The organism is Corallococcus sp. Z5C101001, assembly GCF_007352635.1.
Classification (GTDB): domain Bacteria; phylum Myxococcota; class Myxococcia; order Myxococcales; family Myxococcaceae; genus Corallococcus; species Corallococcus silvisoli.
In genome coordinates, this window is record NZ_VKLU01000005.1 from 876,032 (window position 1) to 893,935 (window position 17,904).

14 protein-coding genes, 1 tRNA gene and 1 pseudogene are annotated in these 17,904 nt (G+C 69.8%); 7 read left to right on the plus strand and 9 right to left on the minus strand.

Annotated elements, in window-relative coordinates; all coding sequences use genetic code 11:
• Positions 1-6: 6 nt before the first annotated feature.
• Positions 7-174 (minus strand): annotated as a pseudogene (locus tag FOF48_RS13950) (IS5/IS1182 family transposase); the annotation flags it as partial.
• A 382-nt stretch (positions 175-556) separates the two neighbouring features.
• Positions 557-2,977: an FG-GAP-like repeat-containing protein gene (locus tag FOF48_RS13955; protein ID WP_255442146.1), complete on the minus strand. Its 2,421-nt coding sequence runs from the start codon at positions 2,975-2,977 to the stop codon at positions 557-559.
• A gap of 1,032 nt (positions 2,978-4,009) precedes the next feature.
• On the opposite strand from FOF48_RS13955, the gene FOF48_RS13960 reads away from it, so the two are divergent.
• Positions 4,010-4,570, plus strand: coding sequence for a tyrosine-type recombinase/integrase (locus tag FOF48_RS13960; protein ID WP_255442147.1), 561 nt, complete (start codon positions 4,010-4,012; stop codon positions 4,568-4,570).
• A complete protein-coding gene (locus tag FOF48_RS37060) occupies positions 4,549-4,857 on the plus strand; it encodes a tyrosine-type recombinase/integrase (RefSeq protein ID WP_255442149.1) in 309 nt (102 codons plus the stop codon). Before FOF48_RS13960 ends, FOF48_RS37060 begins: the two co-directional genes overlap by 22 nt.
• A gap of 40 nt (positions 4,858-4,897) precedes the next feature.
• Here the strand turns inward: FOF48_RS37060 and FOF48_RS13965 are convergent.
• From FOF48_RS13965 to FOF48_RS13990, 6 genes are all read right to left on the minus strand, one after another.
• Positions 4,898-4,979 (minus strand) — tRNA-Leu (locus FOF48_RS13965).
• Between the two features lie 84 nt (positions 4,980-5,063).
• Positions 5,064-5,480 (minus strand): preprotein translocase subunit SecG, encoded by a 417-nt coding sequence (gene secG, locus FOF48_RS13970; RefSeq protein ID WP_143901710.1) that lies wholly within the window; start codon positions 5,478-5,480, stop codon positions 5,064-5,066.
• Positions 5,481-5,567: 87 nt separating this feature from the next.
• The gene (tpiA, locus tag FOF48_RS13975; RefSeq protein WP_143901712.1) at positions 5,568-6,335 is read right to left on the minus strand and encodes a triose-phosphate isomerase; all 768 of its coding nucleotides are present in this window, start codon (positions 6,333-6,335) and stop codon (positions 5,568-5,570) included.
• Positions 6,336-6,369: 34 nt separating this feature from the next.
• A complete protein-coding gene (gene pgk / locus FOF48_RS13980) occupies positions 6,370-7,560 on the minus strand; it encodes a phosphoglycerate kinase (RefSeq protein WP_143901714.1) in 1,191 nt (396 codons plus the stop codon).
• A 61-nt stretch (positions 7,561-7,621) separates the two neighbouring features.
• Positions 7,622-8,632 carry a type I glyceraldehyde-3-phosphate dehydrogenase gene (gene gap, locus FOF48_RS13985; protein WP_143901716.1) on the minus strand — a complete coding sequence of 337 codons (1,011 nt, stop codon included), beginning with the start codon at positions 8,630-8,632 and terminating at the stop codon, positions 7,622-7,624.
• 99 nt (positions 8,633-8,731) lie between these two features.
• Positions 8,732-11,602, minus strand: coding sequence for an N-acetylmuramoyl-L-alanine amidase (locus FOF48_RS13990; RefSeq protein WP_143901718.1), 2,871 nt, complete (start codon positions 11,600-11,602; stop codon positions 8,732-8,734).
• An 80-nt stretch (positions 11,603-11,682) separates the two neighbouring features.
• Between FOF48_RS13990 and FOF48_RS13995 the strand changes: the two genes are divergently transcribed.
• Entirely contained in the window at positions 11,683-12,327 is a 645-nt protein-coding gene (locus tag FOF48_RS13995) for a diacylglycerol kinase family protein (RefSeq protein ID WP_143901720.1), read from the plus strand.
• 149 nt (positions 12,328-12,476) lie between these two features.
• Here the strand turns inward: FOF48_RS13995 and FOF48_RS14000 are convergent, their stop codons facing one another.
• Entirely contained in the window at positions 12,477-12,686 is a 210-nt protein-coding gene (locus tag FOF48_RS14000; RefSeq protein WP_143901722.1) for a hypothetical protein, read from the minus strand.
• Positions 12,687-13,019: 333 nt separating this feature from the next.
• Between FOF48_RS14000 and FOF48_RS14005 the strand changes: the two genes are divergently transcribed.
• The 4 genes from FOF48_RS14005 to FOF48_RS14020 all read left to right on the plus strand — a co-directional run bounded on the left by FOF48_RS14005 (position 13,020) and on the right by FOF48_RS14020 (position 17,900).
• Positions 13,020-14,615 (plus strand): NAD(P)/FAD-dependent oxidoreductase, encoded by a 1,596-nt coding sequence (locus FOF48_RS14005; protein ID WP_143901724.1) that lies wholly within the window; start codon positions 13,020-13,022, stop codon positions 14,613-14,615.
• Between the two features lie 47 nt (positions 14,616-14,662).
• On the plus strand, positions 14,663-15,034 hold the full coding sequence (locus FOF48_RS14010; RefSeq protein WP_143901726.1) for a hypothetical protein: 372 nt from the start codon (positions 14,663-14,665) through the stop codon (positions 15,032-15,034).
• 127 nt (positions 15,035-15,161) lie between these two features.
• Entirely contained in the window at positions 15,162-16,301 is a 1,140-nt protein-coding gene (locus FOF48_RS14015; protein WP_143902179.1) for a class I SAM-dependent rRNA methyltransferase, read from the plus strand.
• A 63-nt stretch (positions 16,302-16,364) separates the two neighbouring features.
• Positions 16,365-17,900, plus strand: coding sequence for an HD domain-containing protein (locus FOF48_RS14020; RefSeq protein WP_186001895.1), 1,536 nt, complete (start codon positions 16,365-16,367; stop codon positions 17,898-17,900).
• Positions 17,901-17,904 lie beyond the last annotated feature (4 nt).

A 17,904-nucleotide genomic window follows, 5' to 3' on the forward strand; every position in this document is an offset into this window, starting at 1 on the left:
GTCAGGTCACGCCGCGAGCTGATAGCGCGCGGCGACCTCGAGGTTTTGGACGACCGCGAGTCGCCTGAGGTCAAAGAGGTTGCGGCGCGTGCCTCGGTAACGGGCCTTCGGGCCCTGGCGGTTGGCGAGAGGTGCCAGGCGATGCTCGACGCCGACGCGTTCGCGGAGCTGTGCGGCAAGGGCGCATCGGCCTGCTGACACACCTCCTCGACGTCGGTGCCGAGCGCGAGCCATGCCCCCGGCCACCTTGCGGCCTGCGTGGCCGAGAAGGTTGAGGATGTCCTCACCCCCGCGCCCAACCTCGCTCCTGCGCTGCTGGAAGCTCGGCACGCCGGCTGAAGCCTCTCACGCGACAGCTACCTTGACGCTCACCGCACGTTGAGCCAGGCACGCCGCGTGGTCCCGCCCCCGTGTGGAATAGGGCCTCCGTGGACGTGAGGGCGGGTCAGGCGCCTGCGCGTCTTTCGGTGCGCCGCGCGCGAGACACGCGGCGCACCGATTCTCCTACCGAGACCGCGCTGAAATCAGGGCACACCGCCCCATCGCGAACAGCGACCTAGAGTCCGTTGGGGACCACGGTCACGGTGCCGGAGCCCCTGTTGGTCAGGATGAGGTCGGCGTACCCATCCGCGTCCATGTCCGCGGTGGCGATGGCGTTGAGGCCAGGCGAGGCGCCGGTCTCGACGACAGTGCCCGAGGTGAAGCCTCCGTTTCCGTTGCCGGTCATCGGGCGGACGCCGCCCGAGGCCGCTGTAACGAGGATGTAGGCGTCGAGCTTGCCATCGCCGTTGAAGTCATCGGCCACGACGCCCAGCGCCGAGTTGGTGGCCGTACTGGCCGCGGCGGTGGACTGAACGCCGCTCGCGAAGGTGCCGTTGCCGTTCCCCTTGAAGAAGAAGAGATACCGGCCGGCCGCGCCGTTCGAGAGGATGTCGAGCATGCCGTCGCCGTTGGCGTCGCCGAAGGCGATGCCCGCCGTCTGGCCGTTGACGGCGTTGCTGTAGGAGACGGGGGCGGCGAACGAGCCGTCGCCCTGGTTGATGAGGACCGACAGGCGTGCGCTGGCGGGGCTCGTCACCACGATATCGGAGAAGCCATCGCTGTTCAGGTCACGGCAGGCGATGGTCGACTGCGCGCCGCCGGTGTTCGGGATGCCGATGAACGTCGGCGCGCCGAAGCTGCCCGCGCCGCTGCCGAACAGCACGCTCACCTGGTTCTGGGTCACGCTCGTCGTGGCGATGTCAGCCACCCCGTCGTGATTGAAGTCCCCGGTGCAGAGGTGGACGGAGCCCGGGGTGCCAGTGGTGAAGCTCGTCGGCGCACCGAAGGTCCCCGGCGCGCTCGGGCCCAGGTTCTTGTAGACGCTGATGCTTCCGTTGATGAGGGGCAGGTTTGTCTGGCCGTTGACGGTGACGGCGTCGAGCCACCCGTCGCCGTCCACGTCCACGGCCACGACCGCGTTGCTGGAGAGCGAGGCGCTCCCGTAGTTGACCTCCGACTGGACGCTGGCGTCACCATTCCCCAGGAAAACGGAGAGCGAGCCAGAGGGAGTCTCGGTCGACGCGGATTCGGCGTTGGCCACCAGGATGTCGAGCTTGCCGTCGCCATTCACATCGGCGACCGCCGGGGCCAGCGGGCCGTGGTTCGCGGGGGAGCTGACCGGCGTGCCGGGGACCTGACCGGGAGGGGGAGCCTGGCAGGTGGCGTTCGAGCAGATCTGGCCCGTCGAGCACACGATGCCGCAGGCGCCGCAACTCTCGGCGTCGCTCTGGAGGTTCACCTCGCAGCCGTCGGACGAGTTCCCGTTGCAGTCCGCGAGGGTGCCGGAGCAGGACTGGCAATTGGTCCCCTCGTAGGTGGGCGCGCACTTGCAGGTGTAGCTCCCCACGCCGTCGATGCAGGTGCCACCGTTCAGGCAGGGGTTTGCGGCACAATCGTCGATGTTGGTGCAGGTCACGCCGTCGCCCGCGTACCCCGCATTGCAGGCGCAGGTGAAGGAGCCCCCGATGTTGGTGCAGGTGGCGTTTTCGTCGCAGTTGTCGGTACCGGCGGCGCACTCGTCGATGTCCGTACAGGTCACGCCGTCGCCCGCGTACCCCGCCTTGCAAGCGCAGGTGAAGGAGCCCCCGATGTTGGTGCAGGTGGCGTTTTCGTCGCAGTTGTCGGTACCGGCGGCGCACTCGTCGATGTCCGTACAGGTCACGCCGTCGCCCGCGTACCCCGCCTTGCAAGCGCAGGTGAAGGAGCCCCCGATGTTGGTGCAGGTGGCGTTTTCGTCGCAGTTGTCGGTACCGGCGGCGCACTCGTCGATGTCCGTACAGGTCACGCCGTCGCCCGCGTACCCTGCCTTGCAAGCGCAGGTGAAGGAGCCCCCGATGTTGGTGCAGGTGGCGTTTTCGTCGCAGTTGTCGGTACCGGCGGCGCACTCGTCGATGTCTGTACACACTGTCGGCTGTCCCGTGCAGGTGTAGCCCGGCTCCACCTGGCAGACACTGTTACAGCCGTCTCCCGAGAGTTGATTGCCGTCGTCACAGGTTTCGGCTCCACCAATCACCCCGTCACCACAGAAGGGCCGGATGGACGTCTCCACCGCGTCCACCTGATAGACCCCGAGCAACGCGCCCCGCAGGCGCACGTAGCGATAGGGGTAATTCCCGAGGTACCTCGCCACCGCGACATGGGCCCCCAGGCCCATGTGCAGCAGGCCGGAGCCGACGTGGGTCCCATCCGCTTTCAGGAAGTCCACCTGGGCCACCAGGAACACCGACAGGCCATGGTAATAGACGCGCAGGTCGCCGGTGCCCTCCTCGCCCTGCCCCAGGTCCAGCACCAGCGCCGAGGTGAGCAGGCCCGGTATTGTCGCACTCTGCCCGTCCGGTGCGCCCAGCGCCCTTTCCGGGTGGAGCACCGTCGGCGTGGTGCCCGGCGCCACCGCGTCCGCATACAAGTCCCACGGCGGCGCGAGTTCCTGGCTCACCTGCGTCAACGCCTCATCGCTTCCAGGCTCTGCCCCTTCGTCGAGGGGCTCCACACTGCAAGCGCCCAATGACAAGGCCAGTGTCACGCCCAGCCCCCACGACCACATCACACCTTGACGGCTTCGCATCGAGTGTCTCCCCCCAAGAGCAGGATGGAACCCGGAATGGACCATCTCCCCCATGGAATGAAAGACGCTATTTCTTCCTCGCTCCCGTGCGGCCAGCAACATGCGAATGACCAGCGTCCTCTGGCGACCAGCCAGAAAGCACTTGGGGACCATAGACACAGAGTCAATGACTGAAGTCGCCCCGGTTCCGCAGAGCGTTCTGCGCTTTCGCCCTCAAGCGGCAGCGCGGTGCTTCTTCTCGTAACCAGCTCACGCCGTCCCACCAGGTTCTCGCGAACTCACGCCGGAGTTCTTTCCCGAGAGGAGAGCCGCTCCCAGCGTGTCTCTGTATACGAAGCTGTCCGGTGCCAATACCTGGCGGGGAACGCCCTACTGCGAATCATTCGCACGCTGGGACTGGCGCGAGGAACGGTGCGCAAATATGCCGCCGCCGAAGCCTTCCCTGAGCGCGCGGCGGGAGCGCCCGGACCGAGCATCCTCGCCCCGTATCTGAAGGACTTGTCGCAGCGACAAGCTGCGGGGTGTGAGAACGCCTGTGAACGCTGGCGGGAGATGCGCCTTCGACCTGCTGCGTCTTCGAGTGCTGCTCACCGTCTGAACCTTGGATCCACACGAAGTGCGGGAGCGCCACGAAACCGGGGCAGCTTCACTTCGCGCCAATCACTCGCCACGCTCACGGCGCTCGAAGTCGATAAATGCATCATGTTTCAAGTAGAAGTTGACCGCCTCCACGAGTTCAGTCGCCGAGACGTCAGCCCGCTGTCGCCTCCCATTCGAGACGATTCCCAGCACGTCGGCGACGGAGAGCACATGCCGCAGTCCATGTTTGCGAGCCAAGTCGGGTAGTTCGTCAGAACATACGTCCCGCTCAAGGACCATTGTGGGAGTCCGAACTTCCAACGGATGCGCTCCCTTATTGAGCTGCCGCGCGTCTACGCCGCCGCGCACCAGAAGGGCGATCAGAACGACCTCCTCCAGATTGCCGGCGTCGTCGGCACGCTGGGCGGAGCCCTGGCGCCCGTAGCGGGCCGCCGCAGGGTCTACCCGCGCGGATGGAAGGGCACCCTCGGCGCGGACCGCTTCACCGCCCTGGCCCATAGCCCGGACGTGAAGCACTTCAAGGTGAAGAAGCCCGACTACGACTTCCTCGCCTTCGAAGAGGTGGATCGGCTCCTCGCCGCCGCCTCGCCCGAGAACGTGGCCCTACTGACGACAGCGCCCAAGCCGGGCCTGCGGCAGGAGGAACGCATCGGGCTCCGGTGGCAGGACGTCGACCTCACCCGCGCCAGGCTCCACGTCAAACGGCCCCCCTGGCGCGGCGTCGAAGGCACTCCCAAGGGCCGCAGCACCCGGGCGGTGGACCTTCCACAATCCGTCGTGGACACGCCCTCAAGGGCCACCGACACCTCCGCGGCCCCTTCGTCTTCTGCCAGGAGAACGGAGTGCACCCCACTCCGGGGATGATGGATCACCTGATCATCACCACGTTGAAGCGGGCGGGCATCACACGCGGACAGGGAACCATCGGGTGGCACGACCTACGCCGCACCTACGGGAGCCACCTTGCCATGAGGGGCGTGCCGCTGAAGGTCATCCAGGAGCTGCTGGGCCGCGCCACCATCGAGCTGACCATGCGGTACGCGCATCTCCGCCCCGAGGTGAAGCAGGACGCGGTGAAGCTCCTGGACGGCCCCGTGAAGCGGCATGCGACATACGCGCAACGTGACCAGGAGGCCGCAGCCCAGAAATAAAAAAGCCCCCAAGTCCGAAGACTTGGAGGCTCAGTTGGAGTGCCCAGGGCGGGATTCGAACCCGCACACCTTTCGGCGCCACCCCCTCAAGATGGTGTGTCTACCAGTTCCACCACCTGGGCATTTCGCGGGGTCCATCTACCGGACCCCGTGGATTCACGCAACAACCAATTCAACACACGCGTGAAGTCGGTACAGCCTGACGGCTACTGCGCGGGCGCAGGAGCAGGCATCGTCGGCGCGGGAGCCTGCTGGCCCTCCGCCGGCGGCGTCGCGGAACGCTCCTGCTCCACGCTCCCCGGTGCCGCGGGAGCAGGCGTCGTCGCCCCCGGGGTCGCCGGAGCCGAGGCCGCCTTGGAAGGAGTGGCGACGGAACCGCCCGCCGCCACGGAACCGCGCAGGCCCACGAACGACAGGCCCAGCGAGGTCAGGAAGAACAAGCCGGCGCAGATGCCCGTCAGCTTGCTCAGGAAGGTCACCGCGCCGCGCCCACCGAAGGCGCTCGTCGCGGCGCCGCCACCCAGGGCGGAACCCATGCCGGCGTCCTTCCCCGGCTGCAGCAAGATGACGAAGATCATGAACACGCAGAGCAGGACGTGCACGATCGTGAAGAAGGTCAGCATGGCGCTTCCAGACGCTCCGTGGAAAGAGGGCGCACCCTACACAAAGAAGTCAACGGGTGACAACTTCTAACGGGGATTCTTCTTCTGTTAGCCGGCCGCCTTCACGATGGCCACGAAGTCCGCCGCCTTGAGGCTCGCTCCCCCCACGAGCGCCCCGTCCACGTCCGGCTGCCCCAGCAGCTCCGCCGCGTTGTCCGGCTTCACGCTGCCGCCGTACTGGATCCGCACCCGCTGTGCCGTCCCCTCGTCATACAGGCGGCCCAGCAAGCTCCGGATGGCCGCGTGGACCTCCTGCGCCTGCGCCGTCGTCGCCGTCCGGCCCGTCCCAATGGCCCAGACCGGCTCGTACGCCAAGACGAACGTCGCCACGTCCGCCCCGGAGAAGCCCTCCAGCGCGCCCCGCACCTGGCGCTCCACCACCGCGAGCGTCTGGTTCGCCTCGCGCTCGGCCAGCGTCTCTCCCACGCAGACGATGGGCGTCATGCCCGTGGCCTTCACGGCCTTCGCCCGCTTGTTCACCGTGGCGTCCGTCTCCCCGAAGAACTGCCGGCGCTCCGAGTGCCCCACGATGACGTAGGCACACCCCAGCTCCACCAGCATCGGCGCGCTGATCTCCCCGGTGAAGGCCCCCGAGGACTCCCAGTGACAGTTCTGCGCCGCCAGCTGGATGGGCGCACCCTCCAGCGCGACGTGCAGCGGCTGCAGCGCCACGAAGGGAGGCGCGATGACGACCTCCACCTTGTCGCCCAACCCCGCCACCGCGCCGCGAAGCTCCCGCACCAGCGCGAGCGCTTCGGGCACCGTCTTGTTCATCTTCCAGTTGCCAGCGACGATCTTCCGACGAGCGTGGGCCATCGTGGTGTCTCCGCGGTGGGTACTGCGTGGGGGTCTACTTCGTCTCCAACGCCTTGATGCCCGGCAGCTCCCGTCCCTCCAGGAACTCCAGCGACGCGCCGCCGCCCGTGGACACGTGGCTCAGCTTGGACGCGTAGCCCATCTGCTCCACCGCCGCCGCGCTGTCGCCGCCGCCAATCACCGTCGTGGCCTGCGTGTTGATGGCCATCGCCGCGGCCACCGAGCGCGTGCCCTCCGCGAACTTGGAGACCTCGAAGAGGCCCATGGGCCCGTTCCACACCACCGTCTTCGCGTCGCGGATGCGCTGCGTGAACATCGCGCGCGTCTTGGGCCCGATGTCCAGGCCCATCATGTCCGGCGGCACGTCCTGGTCCGGCGTCTCCTTCGCCACGCTCTTCTCCGTGGGCTCCGTGCCCACGATGTGGTCGATGGGCAGCACCAGCGGCGTCTTCAGGCGCTTCGCCGTGTCCAGCAGCTTCGCCGCCAGCGCCAGCTTGTCGCCCTCCTCCACCCGGCTCTTGCCCACTTCGATGCCCTGCGCCTTCAGGAAGGTGTACGCCATCGCGCCGCCCACGAGCAGCGCGTCCACCTTGGGCAGCAGGTTCTCGATGACCTTGATCTTGTCGCTCACCTTGGAGCCGCCCAGGATGGCCACGAAGGGCTTCTCCGGCGTCTTGAGCACCTTGCCCAGGTACTCAATTTCCTTGCGCATCAGGAAGCCGGCGGCCTTCTCCTTCACGAAGGGCACCATGCCGGCCGTGGACGCGTGCGCGCGGTGCGCCGTGCCGAACGCGTCGTTGACGTAGACGTCCGCCAGCGCCGCCAGCTCGCGCGAGAAGGCCTCGTCGTTCGCCTCCTCCTCCTTGTGGAAGCGCAGGTTCTCCAGCAGGACGACCTGCCCCTCCTTCAGCTCCTTCACCTGCTTCTTCACGCCGTCGCCCACGCAGTCATCCGTGAGGATGACCTCGTGCTTGCCGCCCAGCAGCTCCACGAGCTTCGCGGCCACGGGCTCCAGCGACAGCTTGGGGTCCGGCCCCTTGGGCCGACCGAGGTGGGACGCCAGGATGACCTTGCCCCCCATCTCCAGCGCGCGCCGGATGGTGGGCAGCGCCTCGCGGATGCGGGTGTCGTCGGTGATGCGGCGGCCCTCCAGCGGGACGTTGAAGTCCACGCGGATGAAGACGCGCTTGCCGGTCAACTGCAGGTCATCGATGTAGCGGATCATCTTTGGTGTCCCTTGTGCCTGTCTCGGTCAGCCCAACGTGCCGGTGTGCGGAGCCTTGGGACTACAGGCCCTTGGACACGAGGAACTTCGCCGTGTCGACCATGCGGTTGGAGAAGCCCCACTCGTTGTCGTACCAGGCCATGACCTTGAGCAGGTTGTCGCCCATCACGTAGCAGTTGGTGGCGTCGAAGATGGCCGAGTGCGGGTTGCCGTTGTAGTCCACCGACACCGTCTGCGCGTCGCTGAACTCCAGCACGCCCTTGAGCTGCGTGGCGGCGGCGTTCTTGAACGCGGCGATGACCTCCTCCGCCGTGACCTTCTTGGTGGTGTTCACCGTCAGGTCCACCAGCGACACGTTCGGGGTGGGGACGCGCACCGACAGGCCGTGCATCTTGCCCTTGAGGGAAGGCAGCACCTCGCCAATGGCCTTCGCGGCGCCCGTGCTGGTGGGGATCATGGAGAGCGCGGCGGCGCGGGCGCGGCGCATGTCCTCGTGGGTGAGGTCCAGGATGCGCTGATCGTTGGTGTAGCTGTGGATCGTCGTCATCAGGCCCTTCTCGACGCCGAAGTTGTCCACCAGCACCTTGGCGATGGGCGCCAGGCAGTTCGTGGTGCACGAGGCGTTGGACACGATGTGGTGCTTGGACGCGTCGTACTCGGCGTGGTTGATGCCGTACGCGATGGTGATGTCCGGGCCCTTGGCCGGGGCGGAGATGAGGACCTTCTTCGCGCCCGCCTTGAGGTGCTTCTCCGCGCCCTCGCGAGAGGTGAAGCGGCCGGTGCACTCCAGCACCACGTCCACGTTCATGCTCTTCCACGGCAGCGCCGTGGGGTCCTTCTCCGCGGTGACGGCGATCTCCCTGCCGTCCACCACGATGCCCTTGTCCGTGGCCTTCACCTCGCCCGGCCACGTGCGGTGCACGGAGTCGTACTTGAACAGGTGGGCCAGCGCCGACGGCTTGTCGAGGTCGTTGATGGCGACGATCTCAAGGTCTTCCTTGCGGCTGAGCGCGGCGCGCAGGACGCAGCGACCGATACGACCGAAGCCGTTGATGGCGAGCTTGATGGCCATGATGTTCTCCGTCTCCCTTGCAGGAGTGGGCCCTTGCGGCCCACCCGTCATGAGTCTCGTAAAGAAGGCGGCCGACCGTAGGCAGGCGCCCCCGCCGAGTCAACGCCTCGCGTGGCCCGGTTTCGAGCGCGCGCGCCGGAGCTGAACAATCACCCCGAGCAACACCCAGAGCCCGGAAGCCGTTCCCGCCGCCCCCGCCCCGCACCCGCAGCCCTTATCCCCCAGGCCGGCGTAGACGTCCGGAAGGACCGGAACGACCGTCGGCTCCGGCGGCGGGTCCACCGGCGGCGGCTTCGACGGTGGATGCGGATCCACCGCCCGCACCGCCACGCAGGACGACAGCGGCCGGGGGCTGACCGCCGGCGCCGCGACCAGGGGAGGCAGCGCCGGCGTCTGGGCAAGAAGCCCCGTGCGCACCAGGAACGCGCCCACCAGCCGCGACCGCTCCTGGTTGGATGAAAGGCCCTCAAACGGAAAACCCAGCACCAGCACCTGTCCCGCCGGCGCGGTGCCCGACAGGACGCCCGCCCTCGCGCTGGTGGAGCCGTAGCTCAGCACCGCCTCGCCGCCGCCCGTTGGCGCCAGCACATCCGTCAGCCCCACGGGGTACGCCTCGCGGGTCCCATCCGCCAGCGGCGTGACCGCCAGGCCCGAGAGGAAGCCGCCCTGCGAGCCCCCCACGCTGGCCACCGTGGAGGTGGAGGCGGGGGCTACCCGCAGGATGTCCGAGAGGAACAGCTTGTCGTCGGCGCTGCCCTCCGCGAGCGCGGAGACCGTCCGGCTCCCCGACAGCAGCAGGTGCCCGCCGCCGGTGACGAACGCGCGCAGGGCATCCTGTTCGGCCCGGCTCGGGCCCGCGCCGCTCACGCCCCCGCGCCCGGCGGACCAGTCCACCAGCCGGTACCCCGCGGGCGACACCAGCCCCGCGGCGAGCGCGTTGCCCGCAGCGCTGTCGAACGCCACCGCGGACTGCGCGAAGGCCGCGCCGTGCTGGCGCAGGTAGCTGCCGTCGTTCGTCGCCTCCAGGTAGACGCGCAGCGGGGCCTCCAGGTCGTACGGCGTCTTCAGCTCCTCGCCACACGCCACCGTCGCGTCCAGCCGCTCGTACGCGTTGATGAGCAGCACCGGCGACACATCCCCCACGCGCACGCCCACCGTGGCGGACGGGAAGGACTCGCCGCCCGCGTTCACCGCGGCGACGCGGAAGTAGCGCAGCGTGCCGGCCGTCAGCGTGACGGTGGCCGAGGTCCCCTGCACCGGCATGCCGTCGTCCCAGCCGAAGCCATCCACGCTCTGGTAGAGGCGATAGCCCGTGGGCGCGTCACGGCCCTCCTCGGAGGCGACCTGCGGCGGGGCGGTCCACTTCACCTCCACCGCGCCCGGCGCCGCGTTGCGCGCCGCCACCGCGCCGGGGGCCTCCGGCGGCAGGTGCACGGCCGCGCCGTCGCGGGCCGCGAAGTACTTGATCAACCCCTGCACGATGGCGCGCGCGGCGACGTGGCGCATGCGGGCTTCCTTGAGCTTCGCCGCGTCCGACGCGTTGTCGTGGTAGGCCATCTCCAGCAGCACGCTGGGCATCTCCGGGTTGTGCGTGGGGTTCACCTCGCCCAGGTTCGCCGAGCGCAGGCTGCGCACGCGCCAGCTCGGATCCACCTCGCGCTTCAGGTCCGTCTCAATCTGCGCGAGCAGCGCCCGGGCCATCACGTCGCTGCCCGCCACGCCGGTGAAGTTGAGCGTGCCGTCCACCGGGTTCGGCCCATAGACGTACCCCTCCGTCCCCATCACCGTGCCGGACGTGCCCGCGTTGGTGTGCCAGCCGACGTAGACCGCGTCCTCGCCCTCCTCGTGCAGCCACGCGGCGAAGCGCGGCCGGGCGTTCACGTCCGCGTTGCGCTCGTTGGACAGCGCGTTGGCCCCCGTCGGCGCGTACACGCTGAAGGGCGCCCCGCTGTACTGCACGTGGTAGCGCGCGCTCTCCTCGAAGCGGGGGCGCAGCAGCGGCCCCTGCGCCGCGTCACCCAGCAGGCCCCTGCCGCCGCCCAGCCGCACCGCGTCCACCGACAGCGTCGCGCCCGCGCCCGCCGCCGAGTCGTTCTCCAACACCACCGCGCCCGACTCCGGGTGCTGCCCCGCCTTGAAATAGAAGCGCCCCAGCAGCACCCACGTCCCGCCGTGGCGGCGCTGGTTCACGCGGAAGTGGCTCTCCCCGCCCGAGTGCTTCACCACGTAGTGCGCGTCCGACGCGCGCGAGGGGTCGGAGCCGTAGGAGACGTAGACGTTGTAGGCCGCGTCCGCCGGCACGTCCGGGGTCCACGTCGCGCGCGCGGTGGCGGTCGCCGCGGTGTCCAGCAGGCGCGTGGTGCCCAGCGTGAACGGCTCCACGTTGTTGCCCATGGGGATGGGCGGTTGAGCCCAGCCCTTCTGTTCAGAGGCGTGGAAGCGCGCCGCGTCCCCGCTCTCCACGTAGCCCGTGCCCCCGTTGTCCACGGTCGCGAGCAGCGGGTTCAGGTCCGTCTCGCGCACCGGAACCACCGTCGCGCCGGCCGCCATGAGCATGGGCAGGAGCTCCTGGGACATCACCTCCACGGAGATGAAGTCCTCCACCACGCCCCAGCTGTTGGGCCGCTGCGTCGCCCAGCGCTTGAGCCCGGCGTCGCGGTAGAAGCCGTGGCCCGGGCTCAGGTAGATGACCTTGCCGGACAGCGCGCCCTCCCCCAGCCGCGACTGCGGCACGCCGGCCGCCTTCGCGCCGCGGGATTCGCGCCGCACCACGGGGGGCTCGCTGGAGGACAGCCGGCGCTGCTCGTGGGCCCTGGGCCCCGGGGCTGGCAGGTATTGAACACCCGGCGGCTCCAGGCCCAGGTCGTCTCCCTCGAACCTTTCCGGGACGTCCTGCCCCTGAGCGAGGACGGAGGTGCACAGCAGGGTCAGCGCCAGCACGCGCGACCAGGACGACAGGGATGTTCGCATCACGCGGCCGACCTTACCCGTTCACTCGGAAGCAGCAATCGCACCCGTGGGTGCTAGCCTGCCCACCCCTTCACCTTCCGATGACCGTTCCTGCACCCTCCCGCCCCCAGTTTCCCTCCCGCCGCAGCAACGGGCTGTTCGCCTCGTTCGGACATGCGTGGGCGGGCCTCATCCACACCGTGGCCTGGCAGCGCAACATGCGCATCCACCTCATCTCCGGCGTCCTCGTGGGGCTGGTGGGCAGCGGCATCCCGCTGGGGCTCGCGGAGAAGGTGACGCTCATCTTCTGCGTGCTGCTCATCTTCTTCGCGGAGATCCTCAACAGCGCGCTGGAGCAGCTGGTGGACCTGGCCGTGCAACAGTTCGACGAGAAGGCCCGGCTCACCAAGGACGCCGCGGCCGCGGGCGTGCTCGTGCTCGCCGGAGGCACGGTGGTCATCTTCGCCGCCATCCTCATCAACTACTGGGAGACGGTGCGCACCAGCACCGATGCCATCTTCCGGCAGGTCGCGCTGGGGCTGCCCCTGGCCGGGTGCGCCACGGTGCTCGTGCTCCCACAACCCCGGCCCGCCGCCGTCGACGTGCTCGCGTTCCTCGCGGGACTGGGCCTGCTCGCGCTGACGGCCCCCACCTCCGCGAGCCTCGTCTTCACCGCGCTCACCGCCGCGCTGCTCGTCATCGCCGCCGCCGCGGCCCGCGAGCGCCGGCGCCAACCACAGCCCTGACGACACAGTGCGTCGAAGCCCTGGGGGCGAGCAGGGAACAAAAAAACCGGCGGCCGCCGGTTCGCTCCCGTCGCCTCGCGGGCGGGGACCCCGGAACCGGTCCGGAGCCCGCTCACCCGCGGAGGGTCTGTGCAGGGGATTCTAACGGGCTAGACGCGCTGCTGCCAACCCGGGCTCGCTTCCGCGGCCGGCGCCGGCTGGGGCGCGACTTCCTTGTCGCCTTCCTTCAGGTCGGTGGTGACAAGCTCCAGCAGCTCCGTCGCGATGCCAATGACCTGGTGCGGCGTGTAACCGCTTGCGCGCAGCTGGTTGAAGAACGTGCGCGCGAGGATGCGGGTGCCCTTCTGGTCGGTGCTCACGGGATTTGCCTCCGGAATCGGCGCCACGTGTCCAGGCGCCGCGTCAACTTCGGCTCCGGTGTTCAACCTCCGTGCCAGTCGTTCTCTTCCAAACGGATTCTCCAGCAGTCCTCGGGGGTTGAAGGGCCGGCGTGGACGGCACGGAACGTGGAAGGTGCGAAGGGGGTTACGCACCTGGGCGTTCCGCCGGCCTGGAATCGGGGGCCGGGTGCATCCGCGGGTACGCACCTACCCCGCGCCCCCCTCCCTTGAGGGCAGCTCGTCTTTTCAAGTGCTTGCATTCCCTCCGGGGGGTGGAGCACATACGCCCCCCCACCGAGGAGCAAGACCAAGATGGCGTACCGGGTGAACAACATCGGGCTGTGGTTGGACGAGCCGGAGGAGCTGCTCGGCCAGCGCGCCGCGGAGAAGCTGGGAGTCACCCGGGGGGACCTCTCCTCCGTGCGCGTGGTGCGCTCGGTGCTGGACGCGCGCAAGAAGGGCAGCCCCCGTTACATCTACACGTTGGAGGTGGAGCTGGCCCCGGGCCGCAAGGCGCCCCGCCTGCCCCCGGACGTGAGCGAGGCCCCGCCCCCGCCGGAAGCGCCGCCGCGCGTGAAGGAGCCGGAGAAGCTGCCGCTGATCATCGGCACCGGACCCGCGGGGTTGTTCTGCGCGCTGGGCCTGCTGGAGCGCGGCGTGCGCAGCATCCTGCTGGAGCGCGGCAAGGAGGTGGTGACGCGCCGCAAGGACGTGGCGAAGCTCATGCGCGACGGGACGCTCGACCGCGAGAGCAACATGAACTTCGGCGAGGGCGGCGCGGGCGCGTACACGGACGGCAAGCTGTCCACGCGCATCAACCACCCCATGGTGCGCAAGGTGATTGAAGCCTTCGCCCGCTACGGCGCGCCGGACCACATCCTGATTGAGGGCAAGCCGCACATCGGCTCGGACCTGCTGCCCGGCGCGGTGGCGAAGCTGCGCGAGGAGCTGATCGCCGGCGGCTGCCAGGTGCACTTCGAGCAGCGCGTGGACGACCTGCTCTACCGCGATGGCCACATCGCGGGCGTGAAGATGGCGGACGGGCGCACGCTGGAGAGCGACCGCGTCATCCTGGCGCCGGGCAACTCCGCGCGCGAGCTGTACGAGCGCTTCGCCGCCGACGGCCGCGTGAGCGTGGAGGCCAAGCCCTTCGCGCTGGGCTTCCGCGCGGAGCACCCGCAGTCGCTCATCAACGGCATCCAGTACGGCGCCGCCGCGAAGCACTCGAAGCTGCCGCCCGCGGACTACAAGCTGGCGGAGAACCTGGACGTGGACGGCGAGGTGCGCGGCGTCTATTCGTTCTGCATGTGCCCCGGCGGCATCGTGGTGCCCACGCCCACCGAAGAGGGGCTGCAGTGCACCAACGGCATGAGCAACTCGCGGCGCAACGCGAAGTTCGCCAACGCGGGCATCGTCGTGTCGGTGTCCGTCGAGGACTTCGCGCGCGAGGGCTTCCACGGGCCGCTCGCGGGCCTGGAGTTCCAGCGGCACTGGGAGGGCGAGGCCTACAAGCTGGGCGGAGGCCGCTTCTTCGCGCCCGCGCAGACCATCCCCGACTACCTGGCCGGCCGCGTGAAGAAGGACCCCGGGGACACCAGCTACCGCCCGGGCCTGGCGCACACGGATTTGAACCAGCTCTTCCCGGAGCGGCTGACGCAGTCGCTCAAGGCGGCGCTGCGCACGTTCGACCGGAAGATGCGCGGCTTCATCAGCGACGAGGGAAAGCTCATCGGCATCGAGAGCCGGACCAGCTCCCCGGTGCGCGTCACCCGGGGCGACGACCTGCAGTCGGTGTCCATGCGCGGCCTGTACCCGGCCGGCGAGGGCTGCGGCTACGCGGGCGGCATCGTGTCGTCCGCCATTGATGGACTGCGCATCGCTGAGCAGATTGCCACCGAGCTGGCTTGAGCTCCCCGCCCCTTCCGGGCGAGGGTGGCCCGAGGAGGGACGGCCCCATGGCGTACCGCGTGCGCACCCCTGACGGAGAGCTGATGTTCCCCTCGCTGGGCGACATCGAGCGCGCCTACGTGCAGGGGCTCGTGGATCCCAACGACGAGGTGCGCGAGGACGGCGCGGAGAAGTGGCGCAAGGCGTCGTCCCTGCCGGCGCTCGCGCGGGCGAAGAAACCCCAGAGCGGCAAGGCCGCCCGCGCGCAGACCTTCACCGTCCTGGGCGCGGTGGCGCTGGGCGTGGGTGCCCTCCTGGTGATGGTCCTGGGGCGGACCCCCGCGGTGCGCATGCTGGGCATCGCGCTGGCCCTGGTGGTCAGCGGCATCCTCATGCGGGTCACGTTCAAGGCATACAAGCGGCCTCCGTCCGTCCTCTAGCGCCGCTCCCTCCCCTGCCCTCCAGGGCGGCGGCACGGCCCTCGCCGCCAGCAGGCCCGACACGGCCCATGTTTGATGGAAGGCATCCCCGGGGGTGCCCGCCATCGCGCTGGAGGAGGACCGCACCTTGCTCAGCACCTACCTGTCCCGAGAAGCCGCCCGCAAGCTTCGCCATGGCGCCCCCTGGCTGCGCCGCGAGGACATCGTCTCCGTCGAAGGCGAGCCCCAGCCCGGAACGCCCATGCAGCTCAAGGACGAGGATGGAGAGGTCCTGGGCCTGGGCGACGTGGATCTCCAGGCGTCCCTGGCCGTGCGCCGGCTGGGCCTGGCGGACGAGTCCGTGGAGGGGCTCCTCCCCCGCCACGTGCGCCACGCCTTCGAGCGCCGCGCGCGGCTGGTGGACGACCCGCGCTTCTGCCGCATCGTCAACGACGACGGGGACGGGCTGCCGGGGCTCATCGTGGACCGGTATGATCAGCACTTCGTCGTTCAGACGCTGACCCGCGCCATGGACGCCCGCCACGAGGAGATCACCCGCACGCTGGGCGAGGTGACGGGGGCCTCTTCCGTGCTGCTGCGCAATGACACCCACCGGCGCCAGGCGCTGGGCCTGCCCGCGCAGCGGCCACACGTGATGTATGGGACGCCGCCACGCTGGTGCCGCCTGCTGGAGCTGGAGGCGCGCTTCACGGTGGACCTCACCTACGGCCGGGGCACGGGCTACGGGTATGACCACCGCGAGCTGCGCCGCTTCCTGAACCGGACGGGCAACGGGGATCGGGTGCTGGACGTCGCCTGCAACGTGGGCGGCCTCTTCGTCCACGCGGGGCGCCACGGGGCGAAGCAGATCCTCGCCTTCGACGGCAACGCGGACGCGGCGGACCTGGCGCGCGAGAACGCGGAGGCCAACGGACTGCTCGGCCGGGTGACGGTGGAACAGGGAGAGCCCCTGGCGGTGCTGCGCGCCATCGACGACACCTTCGATTTGGTGCTGCTGGACACCCTGGGCGCGACGTCCGAGGACGACTTCATCGAACAGGCGCGGCTGGCGCTCCGGCGCGTCCGGCACGGAGGACGCTTGCTCGTGGTCGGTTATCACCCACCGGTGGGCCTGGGCTCATTCACGGAGTGCGTGGCCACGGCCTGCGAGCAGGAGGCGCGCATCGCGTTCCGCCTGGTGCGGATGGGCCTGCCGCCAGACCACCCGGCGCCGGTCGGCTCCCCAGGGGCCGAGTACCTGGAAGCCGTGGCGCTCGAGGTGAACTGAACGAGGGACCGTGACTTGTTTCGCCCTCGCCGGGCCTCCTCGGTGTTAGTGTCCGCGCCCGCGATGACAACCGAAAACGAAACCCAGGCCGCGACTTCCACCCCGGAGGCTTCCGTCGAGACCGTCCGCAAGGTGTACGCGGTCGACCTGCGCGAGAAGGACCGCGTCAACACCGTCTTCCGCGTCACCAAGAAGGAGAAGGTGAACGCTCGCAGCGGCAAGGTGTTCCTGTCGCTGTCCCTCGCCGACAAGAGCGGCACCGTGGACGCGCGCGTCTTCGACAAGGTGGACGTGCTCGAACCCGCGTTCCAGAGCGGCGACTACGTCCTCGTGCAGGGCAGCGTCATCGTCTTCCACGGGCGCACCCAGGTCGTCGTGGAGGCCATGGAGCGGTTGGATCCGGAGCCGCTCGACCCCCAGGAGTTCGAGCCGCCCCCGGCCCCGCCCGCGGAGGCCAAGGCCGAGTCCAAGGGCAGCGAAGCCAAGTCCGGCGAAGCCAAGTCCGGCGAAGCGAAGTCTGGCGACGCCAGGTCTGGCGACGCGAAGGCTTCCGAAGGCAAGGAGCCCCGCGCGGAGCCCAAGGCCGAGCGCCATGAGGGCGGCGCCGGTGGCCCGCGCGCGGTGGGGCAGATCCGCGAGCTCGTCACCGAGCGCGTCAACGACCCGTACGTGAAGCAGCTCCTGCTGGCGTTCCTGGACGACGCGCACGTGTCCGCGGCGCTGCCGGTGGCCCCGGCGGCCAAGGGCGTGCACCACGCGTGGCGCGGCGGCCTGGCCGAGCACGTCCTGTCGGTGATGCGCCTGACGCTGCGCGTGTCGGACCACTACCCCATGGCGGACCGCGACCTGCTGCTCGCGGGCGCGTTCCTGCACGACGTGATGAAGGGCGGCGACGGGGCCTCCGACAAGGGCTTCGACACCTCCGACGAGGGCCGCCTGGTGGGCCACGCGGTGCTGGCCGCGCAGAAGATCCGCGAGAAGACGCTGGGCATCCCCGGCTTCCCGCCGCTGCTGGAGCAGCACCTCACGCACCTGGCGATCTCCCAGCAGGGCCCGTCCGGCGCCCCCGGCGTGAAGGTGCCGGTGACGCTGGAGGCGCAGATCGTGGACACGCTCAGCTCGCTCGACGCGCGCATCGCGTCGTGGGTGGAGGCCATGCAGCGCGATCCGAACGAGCGCTGGACGGAGCACCTGCGCGCCTACGACCGTCCGCTCTGGAAGGGCTTCGCGCCCACCGGCCGCGGCCGGGCCCCGGTGGAGGCGGGCGGCCGCCGCAAGCACCGCGAGGAGAAGCGCAAGGCGCGTGGCGACAAGGGCCCGCCCTCGCAGGCCAGCGCCGAGGCCGGCGCGACGCCCGCCGCGCAGGAGGCCCGTCCGGAGCGTCCGCCGCGGCCTCCCCGCGAGCCCCGCGCCGAGCGCCCCCCGCGCGAGGAGCGTGGCCCCCGTGAGGAGCGCCCCGCCCGTCCGCCGCGTGAGGACCGTCCGCCGCGCGACCCCAAGAGCCTGCCCGGCGAGCTGACCTTCAAGCCGTTCAGCGCGCTGGCGCCGAGCGCGCCCGTGAAGTCCGGTGGTGAGGGCGGTGGCTCCTCGGAGGGCTGAAGTC

Excerpts from the sequence above, each read along its gene's own strand:
- FOF48_RS14010 (WP_143901726.1), top strand. The coding sequence starts at position 14,663 with ATGGCGTACCGCGTGCGCACCCCTGACGGAGAGCTGATGTTCCCCTCG.
- FOF48_RS13960 (WP_255442147.1), top strand. The coding sequence starts at position 4,010 with ATGCGCTCCCTTATTGAGCTGCCGCGCGTCTACGCCGCCGCGCACCAG.
- FOF48_RS13990 (WP_143901718.1), bottom strand. The coding sequence starts at position 11,602 with ATGCGAACATCCCTGTCGTCCTGGTCGCGCGTGCTGGCGCTGACCCTG.
- secG (WP_143901710.1), bottom strand. The coding sequence starts at position 5,480 with ATGCTGACCTTCTTCACGATCGTGCACGTCCTGCTCTGCGTGTTCATG.
- FOF48_RS14005 (WP_143901724.1), top strand. The coding sequence starts at position 13,020 with ATGGCGTACCGGGTGAACAACATCGGGCTGTGGTTGGACGAGCCGGAG.
- gap (WP_143901716.1), bottom strand. The coding sequence starts at position 8,632 with ATGGCCATCAAGCTCGCCATCAACGGCTTCGGTCGTATCGGTCGCTGC.
- tpiA (WP_143901712.1), bottom strand. The coding sequence starts at position 6,335 with ATGGCCCACGCTCGTCGGAAGATCGTCGCTGGCAACTGGAAGATGAAC.
- FOF48_RS13995 (WP_143901720.1), top strand. The coding sequence starts at position 11,683 with ATGACCGTTCCTGCACCCTCCCGCCCCCAGTTTCCCTCCCGCCGCAGC.
- pgk (WP_143901714.1), bottom strand. The coding sequence starts at position 7,560 with ATGATCCGCTACATCGATGACCTGCAGTTGACCGGCAAGCGCGTCTTC.
- FOF48_RS14020 (WP_186001895.1), top strand. The coding sequence starts at position 16,365 with ATGACAACCGAAAACGAAACCCAGGCCGCGACTTCCACCCCGGAGGCT.